The 24,914-nt window shown below is 60.8% G+C and carries 24 protein-coding genes; 6 read left to right on the top strand and 18 right to left on the bottom strand.

The window, feature by feature from the left end:
• Positions 1-2 precede the first annotated feature (2 nt).
• From lepB to EAO39_RS05750, 14 genes are all read right to left on the bottom strand, one after another.
• Positions 3-980, bottom strand: a complete 978-nt coding sequence (gene lepB / locus EAO39_RS05815) for a signal peptidase I (RefSeq protein ID WP_120966572.1) — start codon at positions 978-980, stop codon at positions 3-5.
• On the bottom strand, positions 980-2,788 hold the full coding sequence (lepA, locus tag EAO39_RS05810; RefSeq protein ID WP_120966571.1) for a translation elongation factor 4: 1,809 nt from the start codon (positions 2,786-2,788) through the stop codon (positions 980-982). The genes lepB and lepA overlap by 1 nt, the downstream gene beginning before the upstream one ends.
• 417 nt (positions 2,789-3,205) lie before the next feature.
• Positions 3,206-4,702 (bottom strand): DegQ family serine endoprotease, encoded by a 1,497-nt coding sequence (locus EAO39_RS05805; RefSeq protein ID WP_120966570.1) that lies wholly within the window; start codon positions 4,700-4,702, stop codon positions 3,206-3,208.
• Between the two features lie 315 nt (positions 4,703-5,017).
• Positions 5,018-5,764 carry a sigma-E factor negative regulatory protein gene (locus EAO39_RS05800; protein WP_120970734.1) on the bottom strand — a complete coding sequence of 249 codons (747 nt, stop codon included), beginning with the start codon at positions 5,762-5,764 and terminating at the stop codon, positions 5,018-5,020.
• 49 nt (positions 5,765-5,813) lie between these two features.
• On the bottom strand, positions 5,814-6,443 hold the full coding sequence (rpoE, locus tag EAO39_RS05795; protein ID WP_120966569.1) for an RNA polymerase sigma factor RpoE: 630 nt from the start codon (positions 6,441-6,443) through the stop codon (positions 5,814-5,816).
• Between the two features lie 39 nt (positions 6,444-6,482).
• Positions 6,483-6,977 carry a hypothetical protein gene (locus tag EAO39_RS05790; RefSeq protein ID WP_120966568.1) on the bottom strand — a complete coding sequence of 165 codons (495 nt, stop codon included), beginning with the start codon at positions 6,975-6,977 and terminating at the stop codon, positions 6,483-6,485.
• Positions 6,978-7,114: 137 nt separating this feature from the next.
• The gene (gene fabF, locus EAO39_RS05785) at positions 7,115-8,359 is read right to left on the bottom strand and encodes a beta-ketoacyl-ACP synthase II (protein ID WP_120966567.1); all 1,245 of its coding nucleotides are present in this window, start codon (positions 8,357-8,359) and stop codon (positions 7,115-7,117) included.
• A gap of 37 nt (positions 8,360-8,396) precedes the next feature.
• Positions 8,397-8,636, bottom strand: a complete 240-nt coding sequence (gene acpP, locus EAO39_RS05780) for an acyl carrier protein (protein WP_003058049.1) — start codon at positions 8,634-8,636, stop codon at positions 8,397-8,399.
• Between the two features lie 160 nt (positions 8,637-8,796).
• On the bottom strand, positions 8,797-9,552 hold the full coding sequence (fabG, locus tag EAO39_RS05775) for a 3-oxoacyl-ACP reductase FabG (protein ID WP_120966566.1): 756 nt from the start codon (positions 9,550-9,552) through the stop codon (positions 8,797-8,799).
• Positions 9,549-10,493 carry an ACP S-malonyltransferase gene (fabD, locus tag EAO39_RS05770; protein ID WP_120966565.1) on the bottom strand — a complete coding sequence of 315 codons (945 nt, stop codon included), beginning with the start codon at positions 10,491-10,493 and terminating at the stop codon, positions 9,549-9,551. Before fabD ends, fabG begins: the two co-directional genes overlap by 4 nt.
• A gap of 51 nt (positions 10,494-10,544) precedes the next feature.
• The gene (locus EAO39_RS05765) at positions 10,545-11,525 is read right to left on the bottom strand and encodes a beta-ketoacyl-ACP synthase III (protein WP_120966564.1); all 981 of its coding nucleotides are present in this window, start codon (positions 11,523-11,525) and stop codon (positions 10,545-10,547) included.
• An 8-nt stretch (positions 11,526-11,533) separates the two neighbouring features.
• On the bottom strand, positions 11,534-12,574 hold the full coding sequence (gene plsX, locus EAO39_RS05760) for a phosphate acyltransferase PlsX (protein WP_120966563.1): 1,041 nt from the start codon (positions 12,572-12,574) through the stop codon (positions 11,534-11,536).
• A gap of 143 nt (positions 12,575-12,717) precedes the next feature.
• Positions 12,718-12,900 carry a 50S ribosomal protein L32 gene (rpmF, locus tag EAO39_RS05755; RefSeq protein WP_003058062.1) on the bottom strand — a complete coding sequence of 61 codons (183 nt, stop codon included), beginning with the start codon at positions 12,898-12,900 and terminating at the stop codon, positions 12,718-12,720.
• Between the two features lie 217 nt (positions 12,901-13,117).
• Positions 13,118-13,672, bottom strand: coding sequence for a YceD family protein (locus EAO39_RS05750; protein ID WP_120966562.1), 555 nt, complete (start codon positions 13,670-13,672; stop codon positions 13,118-13,120).
• Positions 13,673-13,697: 25 nt separating this feature from the next.
• Between EAO39_RS05750 and EAO39_RS05745 the strand changes: the two genes are divergently transcribed.
• A complete protein-coding gene (locus EAO39_RS05745) occupies positions 13,698-14,306 on the top strand; it encodes a Maf family nucleotide pyrophosphatase (protein WP_120966561.1) in 609 nt (202 codons plus the stop codon).
• Positions 14,303-15,106: an SAM-dependent methyltransferase gene (locus EAO39_RS05740; protein ID WP_120966560.1), complete on the top strand. Its 804-nt coding sequence runs from the start codon at positions 14,303-14,305 to the stop codon at positions 15,104-15,106. Before EAO39_RS05745 ends, EAO39_RS05740 begins: the two co-directional genes overlap by 4 nt.
• A 127-nt stretch (positions 15,107-15,233) precedes the next feature.
• On the opposite strand, the gene EAO39_RS05735 is transcribed toward EAO39_RS05740, so the two are convergent.
• Genes EAO39_RS05735 through EAO39_RS05720 form a run of 4 tightly spaced genes read right to left on the bottom strand, consistent with a single transcriptional unit; the run spans position 15,234 to position 18,446 of the window.
• The gene (locus tag EAO39_RS05735; RefSeq protein WP_120966559.1) at positions 15,234-16,295 is read right to left on the bottom strand and encodes a S49 family peptidase; all 1,062 of its coding nucleotides are present in this window, start codon (positions 16,293-16,295) and stop codon (positions 15,234-15,236) included.
• Between the two features lies 1 nt (position 16,296).
• Positions 16,297-16,671 (bottom strand): Rieske 2Fe-2S domain-containing protein, encoded by a 375-nt coding sequence (locus EAO39_RS05730; protein ID WP_120970732.1) that lies wholly within the window; start codon positions 16,669-16,671, stop codon positions 16,297-16,299.
• Positions 16,672-16,680: 9 nt separating this feature from the next.
• Complete coding sequence (locus EAO39_RS05725) at positions 16,681-17,364, bottom strand: HAD-IA family hydrolase (protein WP_120966558.1); 684 nt, start codon at positions 17,362-17,364, stop codon at positions 16,681-16,683.
• A gap of 20 nt (positions 17,365-17,384) precedes the next feature.
• Positions 17,385-18,446 carry an RluA family pseudouridine synthase gene (locus tag EAO39_RS05720; RefSeq protein WP_205589350.1) on the bottom strand — a complete coding sequence of 354 codons (1,062 nt, stop codon included), beginning with the start codon at positions 18,444-18,446 and terminating at the stop codon, positions 17,385-17,387.
• A 535-nt stretch (positions 18,447-18,981) separates the two neighbouring features.
• Between EAO39_RS05720 and EAO39_RS05710 the strand changes: the two genes are divergently transcribed.
• From EAO39_RS05710 to queF, 4 genes are all read left to right on the top strand, one after another.
• Positions 18,982-22,128 carry an Rne/Rng family ribonuclease gene (locus EAO39_RS05710; RefSeq protein WP_120966556.1) on the top strand — a complete coding sequence of 1,049 codons (3,147 nt, stop codon included), beginning with the start codon at positions 18,982-18,984 and terminating at the stop codon, positions 22,126-22,128.
• A gap of 115 nt (positions 22,129-22,243) precedes the next feature.
• Positions 22,244-23,029, top strand: a complete 786-nt coding sequence (gene yaaA / locus EAO39_RS05705; RefSeq protein ID WP_120966555.1) for a peroxide stress protein YaaA — start codon at positions 22,244-22,246, stop codon at positions 23,027-23,029.
• 66 nt (positions 23,030-23,095) lie between these two features.
• On the top strand, positions 23,096-23,989 hold the full coding sequence (locus tag EAO39_RS05700) for a 2OG-Fe(II) oxygenase (RefSeq protein WP_120966554.1): 894 nt from the start codon (positions 23,096-23,098) through the stop codon (positions 23,987-23,989).
• Positions 23,990-24,067: 78 nt separating this feature from the next.
• Positions 24,068-24,913 (top strand): NADPH-dependent 7-cyano-7-deazaguanine reductase QueF, encoded by an 846-nt coding sequence (gene queF, locus EAO39_RS05695; RefSeq protein ID WP_120966553.1) that lies wholly within the window; start codon positions 24,068-24,070, stop codon positions 24,911-24,913.
• Position 24,914 lies beyond the last annotated feature (1 nt).

The raw sequence follows: 24,914 nt of genomic DNA, 5'->3' as shown, positions 1-24,914 counted from the left end.
TGTCAGTTAAAGCCACCGATGCGCTTGAGATCGCCGAAGTTCATCCAGACAAAAAATGCCTTGCCGACGATGTTCTTGTCCGGCACAAAACCCCAATAGCGCGAATCCAGCGAGTTGTCGCGGTTGTCACCCATCATGAAGTAATGACCTTCAGGCACCTTGCAGGTCACGCCTTCCACGCTGTAGCTGCAGTTCTTGCGGTACTCATGGTCGCTGGCACCTTGGATAAAGGGCGGCACATCGTTGTTCACGATGATGCGGTGCGGCTTTTCACCCAGGGACTCGTCGAACTGCTTGAAGTAACGCATCGCATCGCGATCCAGAAAATCAGGCAGCTCGGTCGTGGGCACAGGCGTGCCGTTGATGGTCAGGCGCTTGTTCAGATAAGCCACCTCATCGCCGGGCAGGCCCACCACGCGCTTGATGTAGTCCAGATTGGGCTGTGGCGGGTAGCGAAACACCATCACATCGCCACGCTGTGGGCTGTTGCCTTCGATGATTTTTTTATTGATCACGGGCAGGCGCACACCGTAGGTGAACTTGTTCACCAGGATCAGGTCACCCACCATCAGGGTGGGAATCATGGAGCCCGAAGGAATCTTGAAAGGCTCGAACAAAAAGGAGCGCAGCACGAACACGATGGCAATCACCGGGAACAGGCCAGCCGTCCAATCCAGCCACCAGGGCTGCATGAGGATGCGGCCCTTGGCCTCTTCCGACACTTCGATATCCGTCTTGGCAATGCCCATGCGATCAAGCTCGGCACGGCGCTCCACCGCAGCGCGCTCCACAGCGGCCACCGCATCGCGGCGCTTGGGCCAGAAATACACGCGCTCGGCCACCCAGTAGATACCGGTCACCAGCGTGGCCAGGAACAGCAGCAGTGCAAAGTTGCCTTCAATGGCACCCATGTACCAACCGCCGATATAGGCGACAAAAGACGCCAGAATGACGGCCGTAATCCATTGCATGACTTGCATCAATCCTCCACTTGCAGGATGGCGAGGAACGCTTCCTGAGGCACTTCCACCGAACCGATTTGCTTCATGCGCTTCTTGCCGGCCTTTTGCTTTTCCAGCAGCTTGCGCTTGCGCGAAACGTCGCCGCCGTAGCACTTGGCCAGCACGTTCTTGCGCATGGCCTTGACGGTTTCGCGCGCAATGATGTTGGCGCCGATGGCGGCCTGAATGGCCACGTCGAACATCTGGCGACTGATGATTTCGCGCATCTTGGCCACCACGGCACGGCCGCGGTAAGTGGCCTGGGAGCGGTGAACGATGATGGACAGCGCGTCCACCTTCTCGCCGTTGAGCAGAATGTCGACCTTGACCACGTCGGAGGCGCGATATTCCAGGAACTCATAGTCCATGGAGGCATAGCCGCGCGAGACCGATTTGAGCTTGTCAAAGAAGTCCAGCACGATTTCGCCCAGCGGCATCTCATAAGTGAGCATGACCTGGCGGCCGTGGTAGGCCATGTTCTTTTGCACGCCGCGCTTTTGATTGGCCAGCGTCATCACCGGGCCCACATAGTCCTGCGGCATGTACAGATGCACGGTGACGATAGGCTCGCGGATTTCCTCCATGCGGCCCTGGTCGGGCATTTTGGAGGGGTTTTCGACCATGACGACTTCGCCATCGGCCTTGACCACTTCGTAGACCACGCTGGGCGCAGTCGTGATCAGGTCCTGATCGAACTCGCGCTCCAGGCGCTCCTGCACGATTTCCATGTGCAACAGGCCCAGGAAGCCGCAGCGGAAGCCAAAGCCCAGCGCTTGCGAGACTTCGGGCTCGTATTGCAGCGCCGCATCATTGAGCTGCAGCTTTTCCAGAGCATCGCGCAGCTGGTCGTATTCAGAGGCTTCGGTAGGGTACAGACCGGCGAAAACCTGGGGTTTGACTTCCTTGAAGCCGGGCAGCGCCGCTTCGGCCGGGCCCAGGTTGTTGGGCAGTTTTTTTTCCAGCGTGACGGTGTCGCCGACCTTGGCGGCCTTCAACTCCTTGATGCCGGCAATGATGTAGCCCACTTCGCCGGCCTTGAGCGCATCGCGCGGCTGGTTGGCCGGGGTGAACACGCCGACGCTGTTGGCTTCATAGGCAGCGCCCGTGGCCATCATCTTGAAGCGCTCGCCCTTCTTGAGCTGACCGTCGACCACGCGCACCAACATCACGACGCCTACATAGGGGTCGAACCAGCTGTCCACAATCATGGCGCGCAGCGGTGCATCCAGATTACCCTTGGGCGCCGGCACCTTGGCCACCACGGCTTCCAGAATTTCGTCGATGCCCATGCCGGTCTTGGCCGAGCAGGGAATGGCATCCGTGGCGTCGATGCCGATCACGTCTTCGATCTCGGCCTTGGCATTGTCGGGATCGGCATTGGGCAGATCCATCTTGTTCAGGACGGCAAACACTTCCACGCCCAGATCCAGCGCCGTGTAGCAGTTGGCCACGGTCTGCGCTTCCACACCCTGGGAGGCATCGACCACCAGCAGCGCGCCTTCGCAGGCCGACAACGAACGCGACACTTCATATGAGAAGTCCACGTGGCCGGGGGTGTCGATCAGGTTCAGGTTGTAGACATTGCCGTCCTTGGCCTTGTACTGCAGCGCAGCCGTTTGCGCCTTGATGGTGATGCCGCGCTCTTTCTCGATGTCCATCGAGTCAAGCACCTGCGCCTCCATATCGCGCTCGGCCAAGCCGCCACAACGCTGGATCAAACGGTCCGCCAGTGTCGACTTGCCGTGGTCGATGTGCGCAATGATGGAGAAGTTACGGATGTGATTCATCAACGAGAAAGACGACTAGAAAATTGGAAAAATGGGGTCTGGATGCCAAAGAAAAAAGGGCGCGTCCATTTGCGGCGCGCCCGTAACCAACAATCTCTGGCAACTGCGATAGTTGGGACTTCATTGTAGGCAAAACTGGCCGCAAACCAAGACCCAGCAAGGCTTGACAATTGTTTGTTTGTATTGGTCGAATTCACTTATATACAGTTTATCAACAATACGAAACAAGCTTTTTGCCCATCAGCTTCCGGAAATTGCAAAGGCTTTTGCACCGCTGTCAAAGCGCTGAAATCAGCCGCTTTTTTGCGTTCGACCACCATGCATTTGCGTTGGATTCTACCCAATGGCATAGGGGCACTGCGAGTGCGGGACAAGCATGTCTTTCAGAGAGCGAAATACCTGCCTGTCCGGCACCGCTTATTTGCTGGGGCGAATCAGCACGTACTGGGCCCATTCACCACGGCGCACCAGTACATTTACGGGTTTACCCTTATCCGCCTTGGCCCATGCACTCTCAAAACTCTTGAGATCGTTCACCTCGGTATTGGCCAGTTGCAGGATGACATCGCCCTCGCGCAGACCGACGCGCGCAGCCGCATCGGTGGCTGCCATCACGCGAACGCCGCCCTTGACGCCCAACTCCTTCTTCTGGGCCGCCGTCAACTCGCCCAAAGTAAGGCCTAGCGCCTTGTTCTCCAGCATGCCCTGAGGCGCCTTGCTGCTGCCGGCTGCTGCCTTGGTCTTGACGACATCGTCAGGTTCCACCTCGGCGATCACCATGTTCAAGTCCATGAGCTTGCCGCGGCGCAGCACGGTAATCATGCTCTTGGTGCCGGGCTTGGTATTGCCCACCAGACGCGGCAGGTCGGAGACTTTTTCAATCGTCTTGCCATCGAACTTGGTGATCACGTCGCCGGCTTCCACGCCCGCCTTGGCGGCCGGAGAATCGGCCTCGACGGCCGAGACCAGCGCGCCTTCCGCCTTGCCCAGGCCTATGGATTCCGCCACGTCCTTGGTCACAGGGCCGATCTGCACGCCGATACGTCCGCGCGTCACCTTGCCGCTGGCACGCAGCTGCTCGCTGACGCGCACAGCTTCATCCACCGGAATGGCAAAGCTAATGCCCATGAAGCCGCCGGAGCGCGAATAGATCTGGCTGTTGATGCCCACCACCTCGCCGCGCATATTGATCAGCGGGCCGCCCGAGTTGCCGGGGTTGATGGCCACATCGGTCTGGATAAAGGGCAGATAGTCGCCCGTGTCGCGCTGCTTGGCCGAGACAATGCCGGCCGTCACGGAATTTTCCAGGCCGAAGGGCGAGCCGATGGCCATCACCCACTCGCCCACCTTCAGGCGGCCGACATCACCGATCTTGACGGCAGGCAGGCCCTTGGCCTCGATCTTGACCACGGCCACGTCCGTGCGCTTATCGCTGCCCACAATCTTGGCCTTGAACTCGCGCTTGTCGGTCAGCGTCACGATGACTTCGTCCGCACCTTCGACCACGTGGGCATTGGTCATCACATAGCCGTCAGCCGTGAGGATGAAGCCCGAACCCAGGCCACGGGGCTGCTCTTCGCCCTGTTGGCCGCCGCGCGGCGTGCGCTGGCGGGGAATATTGGGCACGGGCAGGCCAAAGCGGCGGAAAAACTCCAGCATGTCTTCGTCCATGCCCAGGTTCTCACCCGCGCTTTTGGAGACCTTCTCCAGCGTGCGAATGTTCACCACCGAGGGGCCGACCTGATCCACCAGATCCGTGAAGTCCGGCAGGCCGCGCGCCGTGGCGGCGCTTTGGGCCTGGGCGGCCGACACCGGCAGCATGGCCGCAGCACCGGCAGCAGCCACCACCATGGCACTGGCCAGGGCGGTTGCCTTGGCACGGGTTGCGAACATTGTCCAGGCTTGGGTGCGCATAGTCATGATTTCCTTGCTCGATTTTCGAGGCCGCAAACAGGGGAGAAAAATGGACATTTCAGGCCCACAGCTTCTCATTCTGGCAAAGCCTCCACGCCAGCGAAAGCACGGCAAGCCGTGCTCAGGCCATATTTATCCTCTGTTTACCCGCAGGCCAACAGCATGGAAGGCGGAAAGACTTAAAAAAGATAGCTGTATGCGCTTGATTTTCAATGCTTCTCAATAGAAATATTATTGAGTCACTTCCAAATCAAGCGCAAGCCGCTCTCATATTGATGAGCAGCAGGCCAAGAAGTTCCGACACCCCTGCCGAATTCAGCGGCGTTGTGCGGACTGGGAAGTCGCAAAGTTGGCGTTGCGCAGAAAGCTGGCCGGCATCTGTAGATTGGCGGCGCTGCTGAACTGATTGCGGGATGCGAGCAGCTCGTCCAGGCGTGGATCGCGCAGCATCACGCTTTGCCCATTGGGAGTGGTGACGGCCACCACGGTGGACGACTGGGCATCGGCACCCAGGGCGATATGCGCATCATCCACTTCGGGAGCCGCAATGCCTGCCAGCGCCACAGAAGCACCATGGGCCACGGCAGCGACGCTCTGCGGGCTCAACGCAGCCAGCTGAGCACCTGCACGCCCCTCGTCTGCGCCACCGCCCAGCAGGGCACCCCAACCAATGGCGGCCACGGCCGCTACCGAGGCGAAACCGGCGGCCATCTTCCAGCGAAACACCGAAGCATTGGCCGCACCGCGATGAAGCTGGGACGGCTGCGCCGCCTCCGCCGCAGCCACCTGCTGCAACTGGCCCAAGGGCATGTCGTCAGCACCACCCGTGAACGCGCGCGGTTCGCGTTCCATGTGGGCGCGAACGCCGGAAAGAATATCGTGCTGGCTGTGATGGGCCAGCTCGGGCGAGCGCAGCACGTCGCCGATCAGGTGGTACATGCGCCACGACTGCTGGCCTTCGTCGCTTTCCGCGTAGGCCAGCACACCCGGCATGGAAGGCGGCGTGGCCTCGCCATCTACCAAAGCCGAAAGCTGTTCGCGTTGAGTCTGATCGTCATTCATGTAGTTCACCTGCTCGTTGCCCATCACCTGTAGCCCTGATCCGGCCTGTTTACCAGCGCTTGCCGCTTTGGCGCTCCAGCAAAGGCTTGACCTTGGCCGAAATCGCCTCGCGGGCCCGAAAAATGCGCGAGCGCACCGTGCCAATAGGGCAATTCATGGCCAGGGCGATCTCGTCATAGCTCAAGCCCTCAATCTCGCGCAGCGTCACCGCCTGGCGCAAATCCTCGGGCAAAGCCTCCATGGCCGCGTTCACGGCCGCAGCAATTTCCTGGGCGGCGAGCACGGTTTCCGGAGTCTCATGGGTGATTAGTTCCTGTCCCGAGCGAGAAGTTTCATCCTCGTCACCACCAGTGTGTAACGCGCTCTCGGTGATGATGGGCGAACGCTTCATGTCCATCAGCGCCTTCTTGGCCGTATTCACCGCAATCCGGTACAGCCAGGTGTAGAACTGGGCCTCGCCCCGAAACTGGTGCAAGGCCTTGTAGGCGCGGATAAACGTTTCCTGGGTGATGTCCTGGACCTGATCCACGTCACGCACCATGCGCCCCACCAGCCGCTCGATACGACGCTGGTACTTGATGACCAGCAACTCGAAAGCCCGGGTATCGCCGGCATTGGCGCGCTCGACCAGGGCCAGATCACTGTCTGCGGAAGGTGTTGGAAAATCGGGAGGTGTCATGAAAACCAATGCAGCGCACCGCTTTAACCCACATGGGACTCAGCCCTGCTTTGCCAGCGATACGGCCGATGAATATACCGCACGGCGCAAATCGCCCCATTGAACGGGGCTGCGCCGCTGCGACAAATATAGCCAGACCACGCCCGTCTCTCGCCGCCACAGCCCCTGTTTTACCGGATGTTTACGGGCCTTGAGCCAGAGCCAGCTGCCGCCATCGAGACCGACTTCCAGCACCACAGGCTCCGCATCCTGCACTGCGGCATGCAACAGATGCTGAGCCTGTAGCGCCCAGTACTCACCATTCCATAGCAGCACGCCACCAGCCCGTCTACGCCAAAGCCCTGAAAGCGTCAGAGTCGCCACCAGCAGCAGAGCGACGGCCAGCGCACGCTGCCAGAACGTGGCCGCCGGCTGGGCTACCCAGGCCAACAGCACGCCGGCCACCAGCAAGCCCACAGACAGCAAGGCCCAGAGCGCCCACGGCGGGCGCTCGAACGCATAAGCAGTGGCGGGGGCACGATAACGCGCGAGCATGGCAGCAGTGTGCAAACAAGGCCGGCAGTAGAGCAAGAGGAAAACCCGGTCCGCAAAAACAAAAGCCCGACTACGGGAGTCGGGCTTGTTGATTAATGAACCGGCAAACCTGGGTCGCCGGCACATTCAAACGGACGTCAGATGCGCTTGAACACCAGCGTGCCGTTGGTGCCGCCGAAACCGAAGTTGTTCTTCACAGCCACTTCCAGCTTGGCATCACGCGCGGTATTGGCGCAGTAGTCCAGATCGCAATCGGGATCCTGGTTGTCCAGGTTGATGGTCGGCGGGATCTTCTGATCGTGCAAAGCCATCACGGTGAACACGCTCTCGATACCACCGGCGCCACCCAGCAGGTGACCCGTCATGGACTTGGTGGAGCTGACCACCAGTTTCTTGGCGTGCTCGCCCATTGCCGCCTTGATGGCATTGGACTCGTTGATATCGCCCAGCGGAGTCGATGTACCGTGGGCATTCAGGTAATCGACCTGATCCTGGTTCACACCGGCATTGCGCAAGGCATTGAGCATGGCGCGGCGGGGGCCGTCCATATTGGGCGCAGTCATGTGACCGGCATCGGCACTCATGCCAAAGCCGGACAGTTCCGCATAAATCTTGGCACCGCGGGCCTTGGCGTGTTCGTACTCTTCGAGCACCATCACACCGGCACCTTCACCCAGCACAAAGCCATCACGGTCTTTGTCCCAGGGGCGCGAAGCAGCCTTGGGGTCGTCGTTGCGCGTGGAAAGCGCACGCATGGCGGCAAAACCGCCCACACCCAGGGGAGATACGGTGGCTTCGGTACCACCGGCGACGACGATGTCGGCGTCGCCATATTCAATCATGCGTCCGGCTTCACCGATGCAGTGCAGACCTGTGGTGCAGGCTGTCACGATCGACAGATTTGGCCCCTTGAAGCCAAAGCGCATAGACACATGACCGGCCACCATGTTGATGATGGAGGCAGGCACGAAGAACGGCGTAACGCGGCGAGGACCGCGGGCAGCCAGTTCTGCGTGGGTGTTTTCGATCAGCGGCAGACCTCCGATACCCGAACCGATCACGCAAGCAATGCGTGTGGCCAGATCATCGGTCAATGCCTCACCCGTGGGCAGGCCTGCATCGAGAACCGCTTGCTCCGCAGCCGCAATGCCGTAATGAATGAAGCTGTCCATGGAGCGCGCTTCTTTGGCGCTCATGTATTTCTCCACATCGAATCCCTTGACCTCACCCGCAATCCTGCAGGAGAAGTTCGACGTATCGAACTTCGTGATGAGGTCAATGCCGGACTTGCCGGCCAGGAGGTTGGCCCAGGCTTCCCCCACCGTGTTACCCACGGGGGAAATGCAACCCAGGCCGGTCACGACAACGCGACGACGGCTCATGCGTTCAAACCTTTAACTGATCGCTGGAAAAGACCTATTAGGCCTTTTGGTGGGTGTTGGCGTAGTCGATGGCGTTTTGCACCGTCGTGATTTTTTCAGCGTCTTCATCGGGGATTTCGATGCCGAATTCATCTTCCAGGGCCATCACCAGTTCGACCGTGTCCAGGGAGTCAGCGCCCAGGTCAGCCACGAAGGCCTTTTCGTTGGTCACTTGGGACTCTTCAACGCCGAGTTGTTCAGCAATGATTTTTTTGACACGTGCTTCGATATCGCTCATGGTTTCCCTCAGGGGGTTGTGAATGAACCCGCGATTCTAGCCGGTTCGGGCCTAAGACCCTTTACGGCTGGCCGTCGCGAGAAAACGGCCTCTGAACTTGCAAAAATGTTCAGCTTCTGGCAGCAACTGCAGCAAACGCCACAGAACTGCCCGAAATCTCTTACATGTACATGCCGCCGTTGACGTGCAATTCCTGCCCCGTCACATAGCCGGCACCGGCGGATGCCAGGTAGGCAACCGCATGTGCGATGTCGCTGGGCTGACCCAGATCGCCCATGGCGATCTGCGCCTTGAGCGCCTTTTTCTGCTCTTCCGGCAGGTCTGCCGTCATATCGGTGGCGATAAAGCCAGGGGCCACACAGTTGACGGTAATGCCGCGGCTGCCTAGCTCCTTGGCCAGGGCGCGCGTCATGCCGGCCACACCGGCCTTGGCCGCAGCGTAGTTGGCTTGCCCTGCGTTGCCCGAAGCACCCACCACGCTGGTGATGCTGATGATGCGACCAAAACGCTGCTTCATCATGGGGCGAATAGCCGCACGGCTGACGCGGAAAACAGCCTTCAGATTGGTGTCCACCACGGCATCCCAATCACCGTCCTTCATGCGCATGGCCAGGGTATCGCGGGTAATACCTGCGTTATTGACCAAAACATGCAGGCCGCCGTCGTTCTTGACGATGGAGTCGATCAGCGCATCCACGGCAGCGCCGTCGGTCACATTGAGGTTCACACCACGACCGCCAAAAGCGGCCAGGGCCTGGGAAATTTTTTCTGCACCGGAATCGGTGGTAGCCGTGCCGACTACGAGATAGCCCTTGGCGGCTAGTTCCTGCGCAATGGCAGCGCCGATGCCACGGGTGGCGCCGGTAACCAGGGCGATTTGGCGAGCTTGACCAGGAGTGGTCTGGTTATCAGTCATGCGAGCAATTCTTTCACGTCAGCCAGGGTGGCTGGGTCATACAGTGCGGCACCCGTCAGGTCCGCGTCAATTCGCTTGGTCAGGCCCATCAGCACCTTGCCGGGGCCGCATTCGACCAGATGGCCGATGCCACGGGCCTTGATGGCCTGCACGCACTCCACCCAACGCACCGGGCCGAAAGCCTGACGATACAGGGCATCGCGAATGGCATCGGCGTCCGTTTGGACGGTGACATCGATGTTGTTGATGACGGGAATCTGGGGAGCCGCCAGAGTCAGGGCTGCCAGAGCAACCTTGAGCTTCTCGGCCGCAGGCTTCATCAGGCTGGAGTGGAAAGGCGCGGACACCGGCAGCGGCAGCGCACGCTTGGCGCCTGCAGCCTTCACGGCTTCGCAAGCCTTCTCTACGGCCAGCTTGCTGCCGGCGATCACGGTTTGTGCAGGGTCGTTGAAGTTCACGGCCTCCACCACTTCAGCACCGCCCAGCTGGGCCGTCACTTCGGCGCAGATGGCCTGCACCTTGACGGCATCCATACCCAGCACAGCAGCCATGCCACCCGTACCCACAGGCACGGCATCCTGCATGGCCGCAGCGCGCAGGCGCACCAAAGGCGCAGCCTGAGCCAGGGTCAGCACGCCAGAGGCCACCAGAGCCGAGTATTCACCCAGGGAGTGACCTGCCACGGCATCGGGCATGGCGCCGCCTTCGGCCTGCCAGACACGCCAGGCGGCCACTCCGGCTACCAGCATCACGGGCTGGGTATTGGTGGTCAGTGCCAAGGCTTCCTTGGGACCTTGCTTGATCAGCAGACCCAGGTCTTCACCCAGGGCCTCGGAGGCTTCGGCCACGGTCTGTGCCACCACGGGATGATCACCCCAGCCGTCCAGCATGCCCACAGACTGCGAGCCCTGGCCGGGAAATACCAATGCGAACTTTTTCATATTTCTTAGTATAAAAAGTACTTCAAACGCTTATAAATCAAGCGCCTATTGCTACATCTTGAGGAGTACAGCACCCCAGGTAAAGCCACCGCCCACGCCTTCGAGCAAAACAGTCTGGCCTTTCTTGACCTGTCCGTTGCGCACGCCGTGATCCAGAGCCAGCGGAATCGAGGCCGCCGAGGTATTACCGTGCTGATCGACGGTCACCACCACCTTGTCCATGGACAGCTTGAGCTTGCGCGCCGTGCTTTGCATGATGCGGATATTGGCCTGGTGCGGAATCAGCCAGTCGATATCGGCATCCGTCATGCCCGCTTTTTCCAGCGTGGCACGGGCTGCCTTGTCCAGCACGCTGACCGCGAGCTTGAACACGGCCTGGCCGTCCATCTTGAGCACGGGGTCGCCCAGCACATTGCCGCCAGACACATGACCGGGCACGCAGAGAATTCCCACATGGCTGCCGTCGGCATGCAGCTCGGTGGCCAGGATGCCTGGCTCTTCCGAAGCCTCCAGCACCACGGCGCCTGCGCCGTCGCCGAACAGCACACAGGTGGTGCGATCGTTGAAATCCAGAATGCGGCTGAACACTTCAGAGCCCACCACCAGCACGCGCTTGGCAGCACCTGACTGGATCATGGAATCCGCCACCGTCAGGGCATAGACAAAACCGCTGCACACAGCCTGCACGTCAAATGCGGGGCAACCGTTGGTAATGCCCAGCTTGTGCTGCAGGATGGCCGCAGTCGAGGGAAAGACCATGTCGGGCGTTGAGGTCGCGACGATGATCAGATCGATATCCGAAGGCGCAATGCCAGCCGCCTCGATGGCCTTCTTGGAAGCCTCGCAGGCCAGATCGCTACTGGTCACATCGGGAGCGGCGAAATGGCGGGCGCGAATGCCGGTGCGCTCGACGATCCACTCATCCGAGGTCTCAAGTCCACGCTGGGCCAACTCGGCAGCCAGGTCGTTATTGGTCAGGCGGCGGGGCGGCAGGTAACTACCGGTGCCAATGATGCGTGCGTAGCGTCTCATATCTTCTATCAGGGCGCCGACGTTCCTTGTTCCGACTGCACTGCCAGCAGCAAAGGCGCTGAGGCAGCGATGCGGCTGCGGACACGGTCAAGCAAATTGTTGCGTGCCGCATCATACGCGCGCTGCAATGCGTGCTCGAAAGCGATTGCATCCGCAGAACCGTGGCTTTTGAACACCAGACCCCGCAGGCCCAAAAGGGCCGCACCGTTGTAGCGCCTATGATCCACGCGCTTCATCAAAGCAGATAGCACCGGATAAGCAATGATGGCGGCAATTTTTGTGAAGATGTTGCGCTTGAACTCTTCCTTCAAAATACCGGAGATCATGGAAGCCACGCCTTCGGTGGTCTTGAGGGAGACATTGCCCACAAAGCCGTCACAAACGACTACATCCACCACACCCTTGAAGGTATCGTTACCTTCCACGTTGCCGTAGAAATTGAGATTGCCCGCCTCACCGGCCGCACGCAGCAACTCGCCCGCGCGCTTGATGACTTCGCTACCCTTGATCAGCTCTTCGCCAATATTGAGCAAGCCCACAGTGGGAGCTTCCACATTCTTGAGCGCAGAAACCAGGGCCGAACCCATGAAGGCGAATTGCAGCAAATGCTCCGCCGAGCAGTCCACATTGGCACCCAGGTCCAGCATGGTGGTATCGGTACCCTTGGAGTTGGGCAGACCAAAAGCAATAGCAGGCCTGTCAATGCCCTCAAGGGTTTTGAGTACATAGCGCGAAATGGCCATCAGCGCACCGGTATTGCCAGCAGATACGGCAGCCTGGGCTTTTCCGTCCTTGACCTGGGCAACGGCCACGCGCATGGACGAATCCTTTTTCCTTCGCAAAGCGATTTCCACCGGGTCGTCCATGGCCACGACCTCGGAGGCCGGCACGATGGTGGCACGTTCATGCTTGAAGCTTTCCAACTCCTGCGGCTTGCCAACCAGCAAAAGATGGGCATCAGGGTGGGTTTCAAGAAACTGACGGCACGCCGCCAGCGTGACGCGGGGGCCATGATCGCCCCCCATGCAGTCAACAGCCAAAGTGATCATGGTTCCGCTAGAGCCTGGAGTAAGAAGTGACATTGACAAAACCGGCCAACACAAGTGATCAGGCTTTGCAAATATCACTTTAAAAAAACAAAAGCCCGCGCTACAAAATATGTAGCAACGGGCCTTACGAGAGCAGTCGTCGCTTAGGCTTCGGACTTGTTCTTCAGCACTTGACGGCCACGGTACACGCCGTTGGGGCTGATGTGGTGACGCAGGTGGGTTTCGCCGGTTGTGGCTTCCACAGCGATTCCTGGCACATTCAGTGCATTGTGCGAACGGTGCATGCCGCGCTTGGAGGGAGACTTCTTGTTTTGCTGAACAGCCATGGTGGCTCCTAGTATCTTGAAAGGGTTGGTAAGACGGCTTATGAAAACAAACAGACAAGACGCTTGCCCTTGCGATACGCCATTGGCGCACCCTTGTTTGCACAAACCCTAAAAAAACGCGATCAGCCCATTAAAGACACGAGGGGATTCGCGCGAAGCTCACGATTATAGCTCAAACGCATTTCGTGAATTCATGCAAATGCATTTCCCCAACGTATCAGTCGGCTGACTTGCCTACATCCAGAGAGCGCAGCACATCAAAAGGGTTTTCCTTCTGGGTATTGGCCTCTTCAAAGTCAGTGTCGCTGGACTGGAGCGTGACGGGTTCGGGACAGGCATCATGACGCGGCACCACAGGTACCTCCATCAGCAGCTCGTCCTCGATCAGCTCCAGCAGATTGAACTCGCGACTGAGCGCGAGCACATCTTCTTCACTGTCGTCATCTTCCAGTTCTGCCGTGGCTTCGTCATTGACGAAGCGAAATGACCTATCAACCTCGAGGGGAATGGAGGCCATTGTCAGGCAGCGCTGGCAGACCATGGGCAAGCCCACTTCGGCATAGACGTGCAGCCACACCTTGCCGGCACCACCGGCTTCCTCGACCAGCTCGCCTTCGACTTCCCAGCGCACTTCGGGTTCAACCCCTGTATGCGGCTGGGCATCCTGGGCCAGACGGGTAAAGGCCGACAATGGTGCCTGGCCCTGTAGAAGACCTGCGGCCTGTGCAAATGCATGCACATCCAGCCGGGTCGCAGAAAAATCCTTGCTCATGGCGCCAGTGTAAGAGAATCCCAATATGCCTGACTCCCTTGTTGCCGAGCGCCTGTTGCGCCCGCTGATTCTGGGCTCAACCTCACGCTACCGCCGTGAGCTGCTGAGCCGCCTGCAATTGCCGTTTGAAACGGTCTCCCCCGAGGTGGATGAAACCCCTCTACCCGGAGAAACTCCTCTGGATCTGTCATTGCGACTATCCCGTGCCAAAGCCCTGGCCGTGGCCGCGCTGCACCCGGGTGCCATCGTGATCGGTTCCGATCAGGTGCCCGAGCTTGATGGGCAACCACTTTCCAAACCCGGAACGCATGAACGCGCCACCGAGCAGCTGCGCCAGATGAGCGGCCGCCAGATGAACTTTCACACCGGCGTCTGCGTGACTTGCGCCGAAACCGGCTTTACCGAAGCCAGCGTGGTGACGGTGCAGGTGCGCTTTCGCCAGTTGAACGACGCCGAGATCGAGCGCTATCTGCGCGCCGAACAACCCTATGACTGCGCGGGCTCCGCCAAAAGCGAAGGCCTGGGCATTGCCCTGCTGGATGCCATTGTGAGCGACGACCCCACGGCACTGATCGGCTTGCCGCTGATTCGTACCTGCCAGTTGCTGCGCGCTGCGGGAGTGGTACTGCCATGAGCGAACAAAATCCCTCCACTGCTGCCAAAAAGCAAGCTGGCACCCTTTATCTGGTACCGGCTCCGCTCGACTTTGGCTGCGACAGCCAGACCGCACTGACCGAGGTGCTGCCTGAAGGCACGCTGCGCACGGCCGCCGGCCTGACCCACTGGATCAGCGAGAACGCCAAGAGCGCCCGCGCCTACCTCAAGCGCATTGATGCTCTGTACCCGCTGGCCGCAACACTGCAAGCCCAGGACATTGCCGAGCTACCGCGCGAAGCCCATAAAAAAGGCGACCACGGCAACAAGGGTGCAGCGATTTTTGACCCCAAGCCCCTGCTGGCCCCGGCTCTGGCCGGCCACAACATGGGCTTGATCAGCGAAGCCGGCATGCCGGCCGTGGCCGACCCCGGCAGCTCCATCGTGCGCTGCGCCCATGACCTGGGCCTGCGCGTGGTGCCGCTGATCGGCCCGGTTTCGCTGCTGCTGGGTCTGGCAGCCAGCGGACTCAACGGTCAGAACTTCGCCTTTGTCGGCTATCTGCCGCAAGACGCGGGCGAGCGTCTGAGCCGCATCAAGGAGCTGGAAAACCTCGCCCTGCGCCAGGGTCAGACCCAGCAATTCATTGAGACGCCTTACCGCAATGCCGTGCTCTGGCAGGCGCTGCTGCAGACGCTGCAGCCCAATACCCGTCTGGCCCTGGCCAGCGGACTGACGCTGGCAACTGCCCGCATCGAAAGCCGTCTGGTGCGCGAGTGGCGCCAGCGCAATGCGCCACCGGACAACCGCACACCCGTGGTGTTCTCCATCGGCCGCTAAAACAGCTCACACGGTCCAACAAAAAAGCCCGCTGCAGACACAGCGGGCTTTTTCATTCAATCATCACGAATTTGATAGCTGTCAGCGCTTATGCATCAAGCGCTAGCGGCCAATTTCATTCAAACCCTCAGCGAATCGTAGGCAACATGCCGCGCATGGCTTGCACCGAGCCTGCGCCAATGGCCGCACCAAATTTCTTGGCCAGGCGTTCGGCCACGTTATCGCGACGGGTGTAGTCCACCACATCTTCGGCCTTGACCACTTCGCGGGCTACATAGTCCAGGCTGCCGATCTTGTCGGCCAGACCCATTTCCACTGCCTGCTGACCGGTCCAGAACAGGCCGCTGAACATTTCCGGGGTTTCCTTCAGTTTGGCGCCACGGCCTTTTTTCACCACGCCGATGAACTGCTGGTGAATCTGGTCCAGCATCTGCTGGGCGTATTCGTGCTGCTTTTCAGACATGGGGCTGAAAGGATCCAGAAAACCCTTGTTCTCGCCTGCGGTGAGCAGACGGCGCTCCACGCCCAATTTATCCATCACGCCAGTAAAGCCGAAGCCATCCATGAGCACGCCTATGCTGCCCACGATGCTGGCCTTGTCCACAAAAATTTCATCGGCCGCAGAGGCAATGTAGTAAGCGGCCGAAGCGCAGCTTTCCTCCACCACCGCGTACAAAGGCTTGTCGTACTTGGCCTTGAGACGAATCATTTCGTCATTGATGATGCCGGCCTGCACCGGGCTGCCGCCAGGAGAGTTGATCAGCAACACTACGGCGCGGGAACCCGAATCCTCGAAGGCGCTGCGCATGGCTGCCACCACGAACTCGGCCCCGGCATCTGCCCCCGAAGCGATTTCACCCTTGATCTCCACCACCGCCGTATGCGGCGTGGTGGTGGCCTTGGTGGCCGTGTCCTTGAAGAACACCATCCACAGCACCAGCAGCACCACAGCCGACCACAGCAGACGGCTGGCAAAGCGCCAGCGGCGGGCGGCGCGCTGCTCCTTGATGGAGGCAAAGACCAGCTTTTCCAGCACATCGCGCTCCCAGCCGCTTTTGCCGGACGCAGCACCAGCGGCCTGCTCGGCCGAAGCTTGTGCATCTGCAGGCGCTGCAGCGGGCGACCACAAATCAGCCCCCTTCAGCGGGGCATCCGAGCCATGGTTATCCGGTGTATTAGGAGCACTCATCTCAAAACTCAATAGGTTTTAGTTGGGGGCCAGTATGCCAGTGCACCAGGGCATCGCTTTCGCTCAGGTCAATTTTGATCAATCCACCACGGCAGGGCCCGCCGGCGCAGACCCCGCTGTCAGGCTCGTAGGCGGCGCCATGGGTGGAGCACAGCAGCCAACGTCCGCTGTCGTCGAAAAACTGGCCGGGCTGAAAGTCCATCTCCATCGCGACATGACTGCAGCGATTGAGATAGGCATGCACCCGCCCTTCATAGCGAATGGCAAAAGCGCGGCATCTCTGGCCGGCATAGAGCACATCGAAGGCTACGGCCGGGCCGCCATCCTGCAACTCGCCGCTGGCGCACAGCTCTATGAGGTCAACCGCTTCGCTCACATCCAATCCTCAGGCGTTGGCGCTCAGCCAGCGATGCAGTTCAATAGCCGATTCGGCCACGAACAAGGGATTGAACTGGCCAAACGCATCGGGGGCATGGGCGCCATAGGATACGCCCACACTGGCACAGCCCGCATTCACCGCCATTTGCAGGTCATGGGTGGTGTCACCAATCATCAGTACGCGCTCGGGCTCCACGCCGAACTCGGCCATCAACTCCTGCAGCATCAGGGGATGAGGCTTGCCTGCGGTCTCATCCGCCGTGCGCGAGCCGTCGAACATGCCCTTGAGCTGCTGATCCTGCAGCGCGTCATTGAGCCCGCGACGGCTTTTACCGGTAGCCACGGCCAGCCAGTGACCGCGTTCGCGCAAGTCCTTGAGCATGGGCAGCACGCCGTCAAACAGGCAGATATCGTCCTGGTGCTTGATGAAGTGAAAGCGGTAGCGATTGCCCAGCTCGGTGTATTTTTCCGGCGGCACATCGGGCGCGGCTTTCGCCAGCGCGGGCACCAAAGCCATGCCGATCACATAGGCCGCCTGCTCGTCGCTGGGCACGGTGCCGCCCACATCCCGCACCGCCTCCTGAATGCTGCGGGTGATGATGGCGGTGGAGTCCGCCACCGTTCCATCCCAGTCGAATGCGATCAAGTCGAAGCGGCGATTGCGCATGGCGCTATCATTTTTATTAATCATGCAATCCTGAAGGCTAGGGTTCAGCGGACGAAATCCGCCAGTTCCGGCGGCAACTCGGCGCGCAATTCCACGCGCTCGCCACTGGCCGGATGATTGAACTGCAAGCGCCAGGCATGCAGAAACATGCGCTTCAGGCCATGCTTTTGCACACGGCGATTGAGGTCGAAGTCACCGTATTTGTCATCTCCCACGATAGGGTGGCCTTGCGAAGCCAGGTGCACCCGAATCTGGTGGGTACGGCCGGTCTTGATGGTCACTTCCAGCAGGCTCATGGCAGGCAGGCCCTGCAAAGGCCTGGCGTCAAACACCTGCCGCACCTTGACCAGGGTCACGGAACGCATGCCGTCCGGGTCATCGGCCGTGGTCACGCGCACGCGGCGCTCGCCGTCGGCCTGCAGATACTTGTGCAGCGGCAGATCAATGACCTTTTTATTGCCAGGCCATGCACCCTGCACCAAGGCCAGATAGGTCTTGCCCGTCTCGCGTTCACGGAACTGATCCTGCAGATGGGTCAAAGCAGAACGCTTTTTGGCCACCAGCAAAATGCCCGACGTTTCACGATCGAGCCGGTGGGCCAGCTCCAGAAACTTGGCTTCGGGCCGCGCCTGGCGCAGCTGCTCGATCACGCCGAAGCTCACGCCCGAGCCGCCGTGCACGGCCACGCCGGCCGGCTTGTCTATGGCCAGAATGTGTTCGTCATCCAACAGCGCGGGAAACTCCTTAGCCGGCGCCGGACGCTCGGCTTTTTCCGCCACTTTTTCGGAGATTCGCACCGGCGGAATCCGCACCGTATCGCCGTCTTGCACGCGCGTCTCCGCACTCACCCGCCCCTTGTTGATACGCACCTCGCCACTGCGGATGATGCGGTAGACATGGGTCTTGGGAACGCCTTTTAAATGGCGCATGAGAAAGTTGTCCAGACGCTGTCCTGCGGAGTCGGCATCGACTTCAATCAGCCGCACGGAGACTGCGGCCGTATTCTGGGACCGGTCCTCGCCCGGTTTGCCCTCTATAATGTGTTTCACCTGTGCCGCGATAGTTGTAAGTGGTTGATTCGCATGGAGTTTAGTCCATGCAGCCATTTCCCACCGCACAGGCAGGTCGATGCCCGCCTGTTTTACCCACACAAATTGCAGTAAAGATGACTGCGGCAGTCTGGGGAATTCCGGCAAAGGCTGACGAATTGAAACATTGATACGGAATCTCAAACCGGCAGTTGCAGTGGAGCCAGACGCTCCCAACTGTCGGTCCCAAACGAGCATGTGGATCTTTTGGACATGGATGATCAGCCTCTGGGGCAGCAAAAAGCCTGCGCCCAAGCATCGTCACGTCTACAAGCGACCACCCACCTCCTCCGCACGTGCACTGACCCTTTTTTTCGCGCGTCTGCGTGCACGGCCATTCCCGCTCGTACCCTGGCCTGTGCCTTCGCTGCTGACTTGAAACAAAGACAGCAGCAATCCGGCACCCTTCCGATTCCCTATCGTTTCAACGCGTCCGTCTGGCATCTCGGCTCCTATTGAGCCTGTCTTTGATTATTACCAGTCAAAGGCACGCGGGACTGACGGCAATTGGCCGCTGACCGACGTGCCTCAAAACGATTAGAGGAAACGCATCATGAAACGGATGCTGATTAACGCTACGCAGCCCGAAGAACGCCGTTTGGCCATTGTCGACGGCCAGAAGCTGCTGGACTACGAGATCGAAATCGAAGGTCGCGAACAACGCAAAGGCAATATCTACAAAGCCGTTGTGACCCGTGTGGAGCCCTCGCTGGAAGCCTGCTTTGTGGACTACGGTGAAGACCGCCACGGTTTTCTGCCTTTCAAGGAAATCTCCAAGCAATACTTTGCCGAAGGCGTCTCTCCCAGCCAGGCTCGCATCAACGATGTGATCCGTGAAGGCCAGGAGCTGATCGTCCAGGTCGAAAAAGAAGAGCGTGGCAACAAGGGCGCCGCCCTGACCACCTTCATCTCCCTGGCCGGCCGCTATGTGGTGCTGATGCCCAACAACCCCCGTGGCGGTGGCGTTTCGCGCCGCATCGAGGGCGAGGACCGCGCCGAGCTCAAGGAAGCCATGGACCAGCTGGAATACCCCAAGGGTATGTCCATCATTGCGCGCACCGCCGGCATCGGCCGCACCGCGCCCGAGCTGCAGTGGGACTTGAACTATCTGCTCAAGCTGTGGAACGCGATTGACGGCGCCGCCAAGGGTGCCAAGGGCGCCTTCCTGATCTATCAGGAATCGAGCCTGGTGATCCGCGCCATCCGCGACTACTTCAACGGCGACATCGGCGACATCCTGATCGACACCGATGATATCTACGAGCAGGCCCAGCAGTTCATGGCCCACGTCATGCCCGAGCATGCCGCCCGTGTGAAGCGCTACCGCGACGACGCTCCTCTGTTCTCGCGCTTCCAGATCGAACACCAGATCGAATCGGCCTACTCGCGCACCGTGATCCTGCCGTCCGGCGGCGCCATCGTGATCGACCACACCGAAGCCCTGGTTTCCGTGGACGTGAACTCGGCCCGCGCCATCAAGGGCGGCGACATCGAGGAAACGGCGACCCGCACCAACCTGGAAGCCGCTGATGAAGTGGCCCGCCAGATGCGTTTGCGCGATCTGGGTGGCCTGATCGTGATCGACTTCATCGACATGGAAGAGGCCAAGAACCGCCGCGAAGTGGAAAACCGCCTGCGCGACGCTCTGCGCCAGGACCGTGCCCGCGTGCAGTTCGGCACCATCAGCAAGTTCGGCCTGATGGAAATGAGCCGTCAGCGCCTGAAGCCCGCCCTCTCCGAAGGCGCGCACATCAACTGCCCACGCTGCGGTGGTTCCGGCCACATCCGCGATACCGAATCCTCGGCTCTGCAAATCCTGCGCATCATTCAGGAAGAGTCCATGAAGGACAACACGGCCGCCGTGCACTGCCAGGTGCCTGTGGAAGTGGCTTCCTTCCTGCTCAACGAAAAGCGCAGCGAAATCACCAAGATCGAGCTCAAGCAGCGCGTCAACGTGATCATGGTGCCCAACAAGTCCATGGACACGCCGCACTACAAGCTCGAACGCCTGAAGCACGACGACGCCCGCCTGGAAACAATGGAAGCCAGCTACAAGCTGGCCGAAGAGGTGGAAGACGTGACCACCGTCACCCGTCGCTCGCAGGAACCCACCAACAAGCAGACTCCCGTCATCAAGGGCGTGCTGCCCGATGCACCGGCTCCGATTGCCGAGCCCCGTGCACCGCGCCAGCCACGCACAGCCGCTGCTCCAGCACCTGCCGCAGCGCCCGCAGCAGCCCGCCCCGCAGCGCGCGAGCAAGGCTTCCTGGCCTGGCTCAAGAACCTGTTCGGCTTTGGCGCACCAGCAGCCGTGGTGGCGGCTGAACCCGCCGTGCAGGCCCCTGCAGCCCGCGAAGGCCGTCGCAGCGAAGGCCGTGGCGGTGACCGCAATGAGCGTGGTGAGCGCGGTGAACGCACCGACGGCCGCCGCCGCAATAACGAGCGCGGCGCCGAACGTGGTGGCGAGCGCAACGAGCGCAATGCCGGCGAACGTGGCGAGCGCCAGGATCGCAACGGCGGCGACCGCAACCGCCGCAACGCCGGCCGTGATGGCGAGCAACAGCGCAACGAGCGCCAGGAAGGCCGCCAGCAGGAGCCGCGCGCAGAGCGCGGCGAACGCGGTGAGCAGCAGCGCAACGAACGTGGCAACCGCCGCGAACGTGGCGAGCGCCGCGAAGCCCAGGTCGCAGATGTGGCACTGAACGCCAGCGAAGAGTTCAACGACCAGGCTCAGGAAGCGCGTGAACCACGCGAGCCTCGCAACGAGCGCAATCGTGGCGAGCGCGGTGAACGTGGTGAACGTTCCGAGCGCAGCGGCGAAGGCCGTCGCGAACGCCAGCCCCGCAATGCAGAAGCCCAGCCTCTGGCCCAGCCCGTGATGGGCGAAGGCCAGGTAAGCGACGCAGGCAACGAGCAGGCACAGGACGGCCAGGCCGAGGGCGAACAAGCCCGCGAACCACGCCAGCGCCGCTCCCGCGACCGCTACGGCCGCGACCGCCGCGAACGTGGCGAGCGCGCACCGCGTGAAGGCCAGGACGCCCAAGCCCTGGGTTTTGCTCCCGAGCAAAACCAGGATGCGCCAGCTCAGCCCGCAGCGGACAGCGTGGCTGAAGCCCCTGTGCAAGAGCAAGGCTCGCGCCGCAGCTACTTTGATGCAGTTTCGGCTCCAGCCATTGATGCAGCTGCGCAAGAAGCTACGGAAACCGTAGCACCTGTGGCGGCAACAGCGGTCGCAGCAGCACCGGTGGCAGTGGCGGCCGTGGCCGAGGAAGCTCCTGCTCCAGTGGCAACACCGGTCAGCGCGCCTGCAGCCGAAGTGGCCGAGGTCGCACCCGTGGCAGCACAACCGGCTGCAGAGCCCATCGCTCAGCCTGTTGCGCAGCCCGTCGTTCAGCCTGCTGCCCAGGCAGTGGTTGAAGCAGCGGCTCCCGGCATGCCCCAGCTGCAAGCCTACGAGCTGCCCGTGTCCGAACTTCAAGCCCTGGCAGCCGCCTGCGGTCTGCAGTGGGTGAACTCCGACGCCGCCAAGATCGCCGCCGTGCAAGCGGCCATTGCAGCCGAGCCCAAGCCTGTGCACATCCCACGCGAGCGTCCTCCCGTGGTCGTGCTGGACGAAGGCCCGCTGGTGCTGGTCGAGACCCGCAAGGACTTGAGCCTGATGCCTCTGCCATTCGAGCAGGAAAGCGCTACGGCCAACTAAGACGACATCCGGCGTCTTAGCTGCCAAGCACGGGGCCAACAGCATTTGTCTGCTTGCAGACAAGGCCGTTGGCCCCGAATCGTTTGAGTGACCCCTTCCCTGATTCACCCCCGCCATGCTGTTTTTGATCTCGCCGGCCAAATCGCTGGACTATGAAACCCCGCTGCCCCAGGACCTGCCGCATACGCTGCCGGTCTTCAAGAAGCAGCCGCTGGAGCTGATTGCCGTACTGCGCCAGAAAGCGCCTCAGGACATTGCCGAACTCATGAGCATCAGCGACAAGCTCGCAGTGCTCAACGTCGGCCGCTACGAGGCCTTCAGCAGCAAATTCAGTGACAAGAATGCCCGCCAGGCCGTGTTCGCCTTCAACGGCGATGTGTATGAAGGCCTGAATGCCCACAGCCTCAAGCCCCGGGAGCTGGACTGGGCCCAGGAACATGTGCTGATCCTGAGCGGCCTGTACGGCGTGCTGCGTCCGCTGGACTGGTTGCAGCCCTACCGTCTGGAAATGGGCACCCGCCTGGCCACGGACCATGGCAGCAACCTCTACCAGTTCTGGGGCACGCAGATCGCCGAGCATCTGAACCAGCGCTGCGCCGAGCTGCCCGAAGCCGAGCGCATCGTGATCAATCTGGCATCCCAGGAGTACTTCAAGTCCGTGGATCGCAAGACGCTCAAGGCCCCGGTGGTCGAGTGCGTGTTCGAAGACTTCAAGGGCGGCAAGTACAAGATCATCAGCTTCCACGCCAAGCGCGCACGCGGGCTGATGGTGCGCTGGGCCGTGCAGCACAAAGCCAGAAAGCCCGCCGATCTGCGCAAGTTCGATCTGCAAGGCTATGCCTTCAGCGACAGCGCCTCCACACCGGAACGACTGGTATTTCGCCGCCAGCTTGAAGCGTGAAAGTGCTTACATATCTTCAATCCCTTGTGATTGAATTTGTGTACGGACCTCACTAGCATCTTCACCATGAGCACCTCCACCCAAGCCAACCACCCTGTTCCTGCCGGCCTGACACCCGAGCTGATGCAATGGGTGCGCAGCCAGAGTGCGGCAGGCGTTTCCCTGCCCACCTTGCTGCAATCCATGCGCGATGTGGGCTGGGCCGAGCATCTGGCCCGCCGGGCTCTGGCCCTGCCGGAGGACGGGGATCTGCCGCCGCCGTTCACGGCACGCCTGGCTGAGGTCCAGGTCGTCGCTCATGCATCGGGCGTTCCCGGGCCCGACCTGAGCAGCAATCCCTGCAGCGTCCATGCCGGCGACCGTGAGGTCCATGTGCTGATAAGCATGCACAACCCGCGTGTAGTGGTGTTTGGCAATCTGCTCTCGCCCGAGGAGTGCGATGCCATCATCCACGCTGCCCGCCCGCGCATGCAGCGCTCGCTGACCGTGCACAACCAGAGCGGCGGCGAGGAAGTCAACGACGACCGCACCAGCAACGGCATGTTCTTTCAGCGCGGCGAAACCGATGTGGTGCGCCTGGTGGAAGAGCGTATCGCCCGGCTGCTGAACTGGCCTTTGGAAAACGGCGAAGGCCTGCAAGTGCTGCACTACCGACCCGGCGCCGAATACAAGCCCCACCACGACTACTTTGCACCCCATGAACCGGGCACGCCCAGCATTCTCAAACGCGGCGGTCAGCGCGTGGGCACGCTGGTCATGTACCTGAACGAGCCCACGCGTGGCGGCGGCACCACCTTCCCCGAAGTACCGCTGCAAGTTGTGCCGCGACGCGGTAATGCCGTCTTCTTCAGCTACGACAGACCCGACCCCGCCACCCGCACGCTGCACGGCGGTGCGCCGGTGCTGGAAGGCGAAAAGTGGATTGCCACCAAGTGGCTGCGCGAGCGCGAATTCAAGTAAAAACCGATTCAAGCCCAATCAATACAAGCGCAAGCAGCTCAACTTTTTTACTAGCAGCTCTTGCCTCTCACCATGTCTATGAATACTCCTGAACAATCCCAGCTGGGCAAAAGCTCGGCCTATGTCGATCAGTACGACGCTTCGCTGCTGTTTCCTCTGCCCCGCCTGGAAAAGCGCGAGGAAATCGGCGCCGGTGCCAATCCGCCCTTCTTCGGCGCCGATCTGTGGACGGGCTATGAGCTGTCCTGGCTCAACCCGCGCGGCAAACCCCAGGTGGCTCTGGTTCAATTCACCGTGCCCTGTGAAACTCCGAATCTGATCGAGAGCAAATCCTTCAAGCTCTATCTGAACAGCTTCAACAACTCGCAGTTTGCCGATGCGGCCGAAGTGCAAGCCAGGCTGCGCGCCGATCTGTCGGAAGCCGTCTGGCGCGGCAGCAACAAAAGCGGCAGCATAGGCGTGCAAGTGCTGCAAGCCGACCGCTTTGATGCCCAGCAGATCAACGAGCTCGACGGCCTGCTGCTCGATCGCCTGGATGTGGAATGCAGCCGCTACACGCCGGCGCCCGAGCTGCTGAGCGCCAAGCACGAGGAAGCGCCCGTGCATGAAACCCTGGTCAGCAATCTGCTTAAGAGCAACTGCCTGGTGACAGGCCAGCCCGACTGGGGCAGCGTGCAGATTCACTACAGCGGCGCGCAGATCGATCAGGAGGGTCTGCTGCAGTATCTGGTGAGCTTTCGCAACCACAACGAATTCCATGAGCAGTGCGTGGAGCGTATCTTCATGGACATCTGGACACGCTGCAAACCCATCAAGCTCTCGGTCTATGCCCGCTACACCCGCCGCGGCGGCCTGGACATCAATCCCTTGAGAACCAGCCACCCCGGCGCTCTGCCGGCCAATGTGCGCACGGCCCGCCAGTAAG

Origin of the sequence: Comamonas sp. lk, from assembly GCF_900564145.1 — a bacterium.
Lineage (GTDB): Bacteria > Pseudomonadota > Gammaproteobacteria > Burkholderiales > Burkholderiaceae_C > Comamonas.
This window is presented reverse-complemented; position numbering and strand designations above follow the sequence as displayed.

Excerpts from the sequence above, each read along its gene's own strand:
- lepA (WP_120966571.1), bottom strand. The coding sequence starts at position 2,788 with ATGAATCACATCCGTAACTTCTCCATCATTGCGCACATCGACCACGGC.
- rpmF (WP_003058062.1), bottom strand. The coding sequence starts at position 12,900 with ATGGCTGTTCAGCAAAACAAGAAGTCTCCCTCCAAGCGCGGCATGCAC.
- EAO39_RS05735 (WP_120966559.1), bottom strand. The coding sequence starts at position 16,295 with ATGAGTGCTCCTAATACACCGGATAACCATGGCTCGGATGCCCCGCTG.
- EAO39_RS05700 (WP_120966554.1), top strand. The coding sequence starts at position 23,096 with ATGAGCACCTCCACCCAAGCCAACCACCCTGTTCCTGCCGGCCTGACA.
- EAO39_RS05725 (WP_120966558.1), bottom strand. The coding sequence starts at position 17,364 with ATGATTAATAAAAATGATAGCGCCATGCGCAATCGCCGCTTCGACTTG.
- fabF (WP_120966567.1), bottom strand. The coding sequence starts at position 8,359 with ATGAGCCGTCGTCGCGTTGTCGTGACCGGCCTGGGTTGCATTTCCCCC.
- EAO39_RS05750 (WP_120966562.1), bottom strand. The coding sequence starts at position 13,672 with ATGAGCAAGGATTTTTCTGCGACCCGGCTGGATGTGCATGCATTTGCA.
- fabD (WP_120966565.1), bottom strand. The coding sequence starts at position 10,493 with ATGAAAAAGTTCGCATTGGTATTTCCCGGCCAGGGCTCGCAGTCTGTG.
- EAO39_RS05740 (WP_120966560.1), top strand. The coding sequence starts at position 14,303 with ATGAGCGAACAAAATCCCTCCACTGCTGCCAAAAAGCAAGCTGGCACC.
- rpoE (WP_120966569.1), bottom strand. The coding sequence starts at position 6,443 with ATGACACCTCCCGATTTTCCAACACCTTCCGCAGACAGTGATCTGGCC.
- yaaA (WP_120966555.1), top strand. The coding sequence starts at position 22,244 with ATGCTGTTTTTGATCTCGCCGGCCAAATCGCTGGACTATGAAACCCCG.
- EAO39_RS05745 (WP_120966561.1), top strand. The coding sequence starts at position 13,698 with ATGCCTGACTCCCTTGTTGCCGAGCGCCTGTTGCGCCCGCTGATTCTG.
- EAO39_RS05800 (WP_120970734.1), bottom strand. The coding sequence starts at position 5,764 with ATGAATGACGATCAGACTCAACGCGAACAGCTTTCGGCTTTGGTAGAT.
- queF (WP_120966553.1), top strand. The coding sequence starts at position 24,068 with ATGAATACTCCTGAACAATCCCAGCTGGGCAAAAGCTCGGCCTATGTC.
- lepB (WP_120966572.1), bottom strand. The coding sequence starts at position 980 with ATGCAAGTCATGCAATGGATTACGGCCGTCATTCTGGCGTCTTTTGTC.
- EAO39_RS05805 (WP_120966570.1), bottom strand. The coding sequence starts at position 4,702 with ATGCGCACCCAAGCCTGGACAATGTTCGCAACCCGTGCCAAGGCAACC.
- EAO39_RS05710 (WP_120966556.1), top strand. The coding sequence starts at position 18,982 with ATGAAACGGATGCTGATTAACGCTACGCAGCCCGAAGAACGCCGTTTG.
- EAO39_RS05720 (WP_205589350.1), bottom strand. The coding sequence starts at position 18,446 with ATGGCTGCATGGACTAAACTCCATGCGAATCAACCACTTACAACTATC.
- EAO39_RS05765 (WP_120966564.1), bottom strand. The coding sequence starts at position 11,525 with ATGAGACGCTACGCACGCATCATTGGCACCGGTAGTTACCTGCCGCCC.
- acpP (WP_003058049.1), bottom strand. The coding sequence starts at position 8,636 with ATGAGCGATATCGAAGCACGTGTCAAAAAAATCATTGCTGAACAACTC.
- plsX (WP_120966563.1), bottom strand. The coding sequence starts at position 12,574 with ATGATCACTTTGGCTGTTGACTGCATGGGGGGCGATCATGGCCCCCGC.
- EAO39_RS05790 (WP_120966568.1), bottom strand. The coding sequence starts at position 6,977 with ATGCTCGCGCGTTATCGTGCCCCCGCCACTGCTTATGCGTTCGAGCGC.
- fabG (WP_120966566.1), bottom strand. The coding sequence starts at position 9,552 with ATGACTGATAACCAGACCACTCCTGGTCAAGCTCGCCAAATCGCCCTG.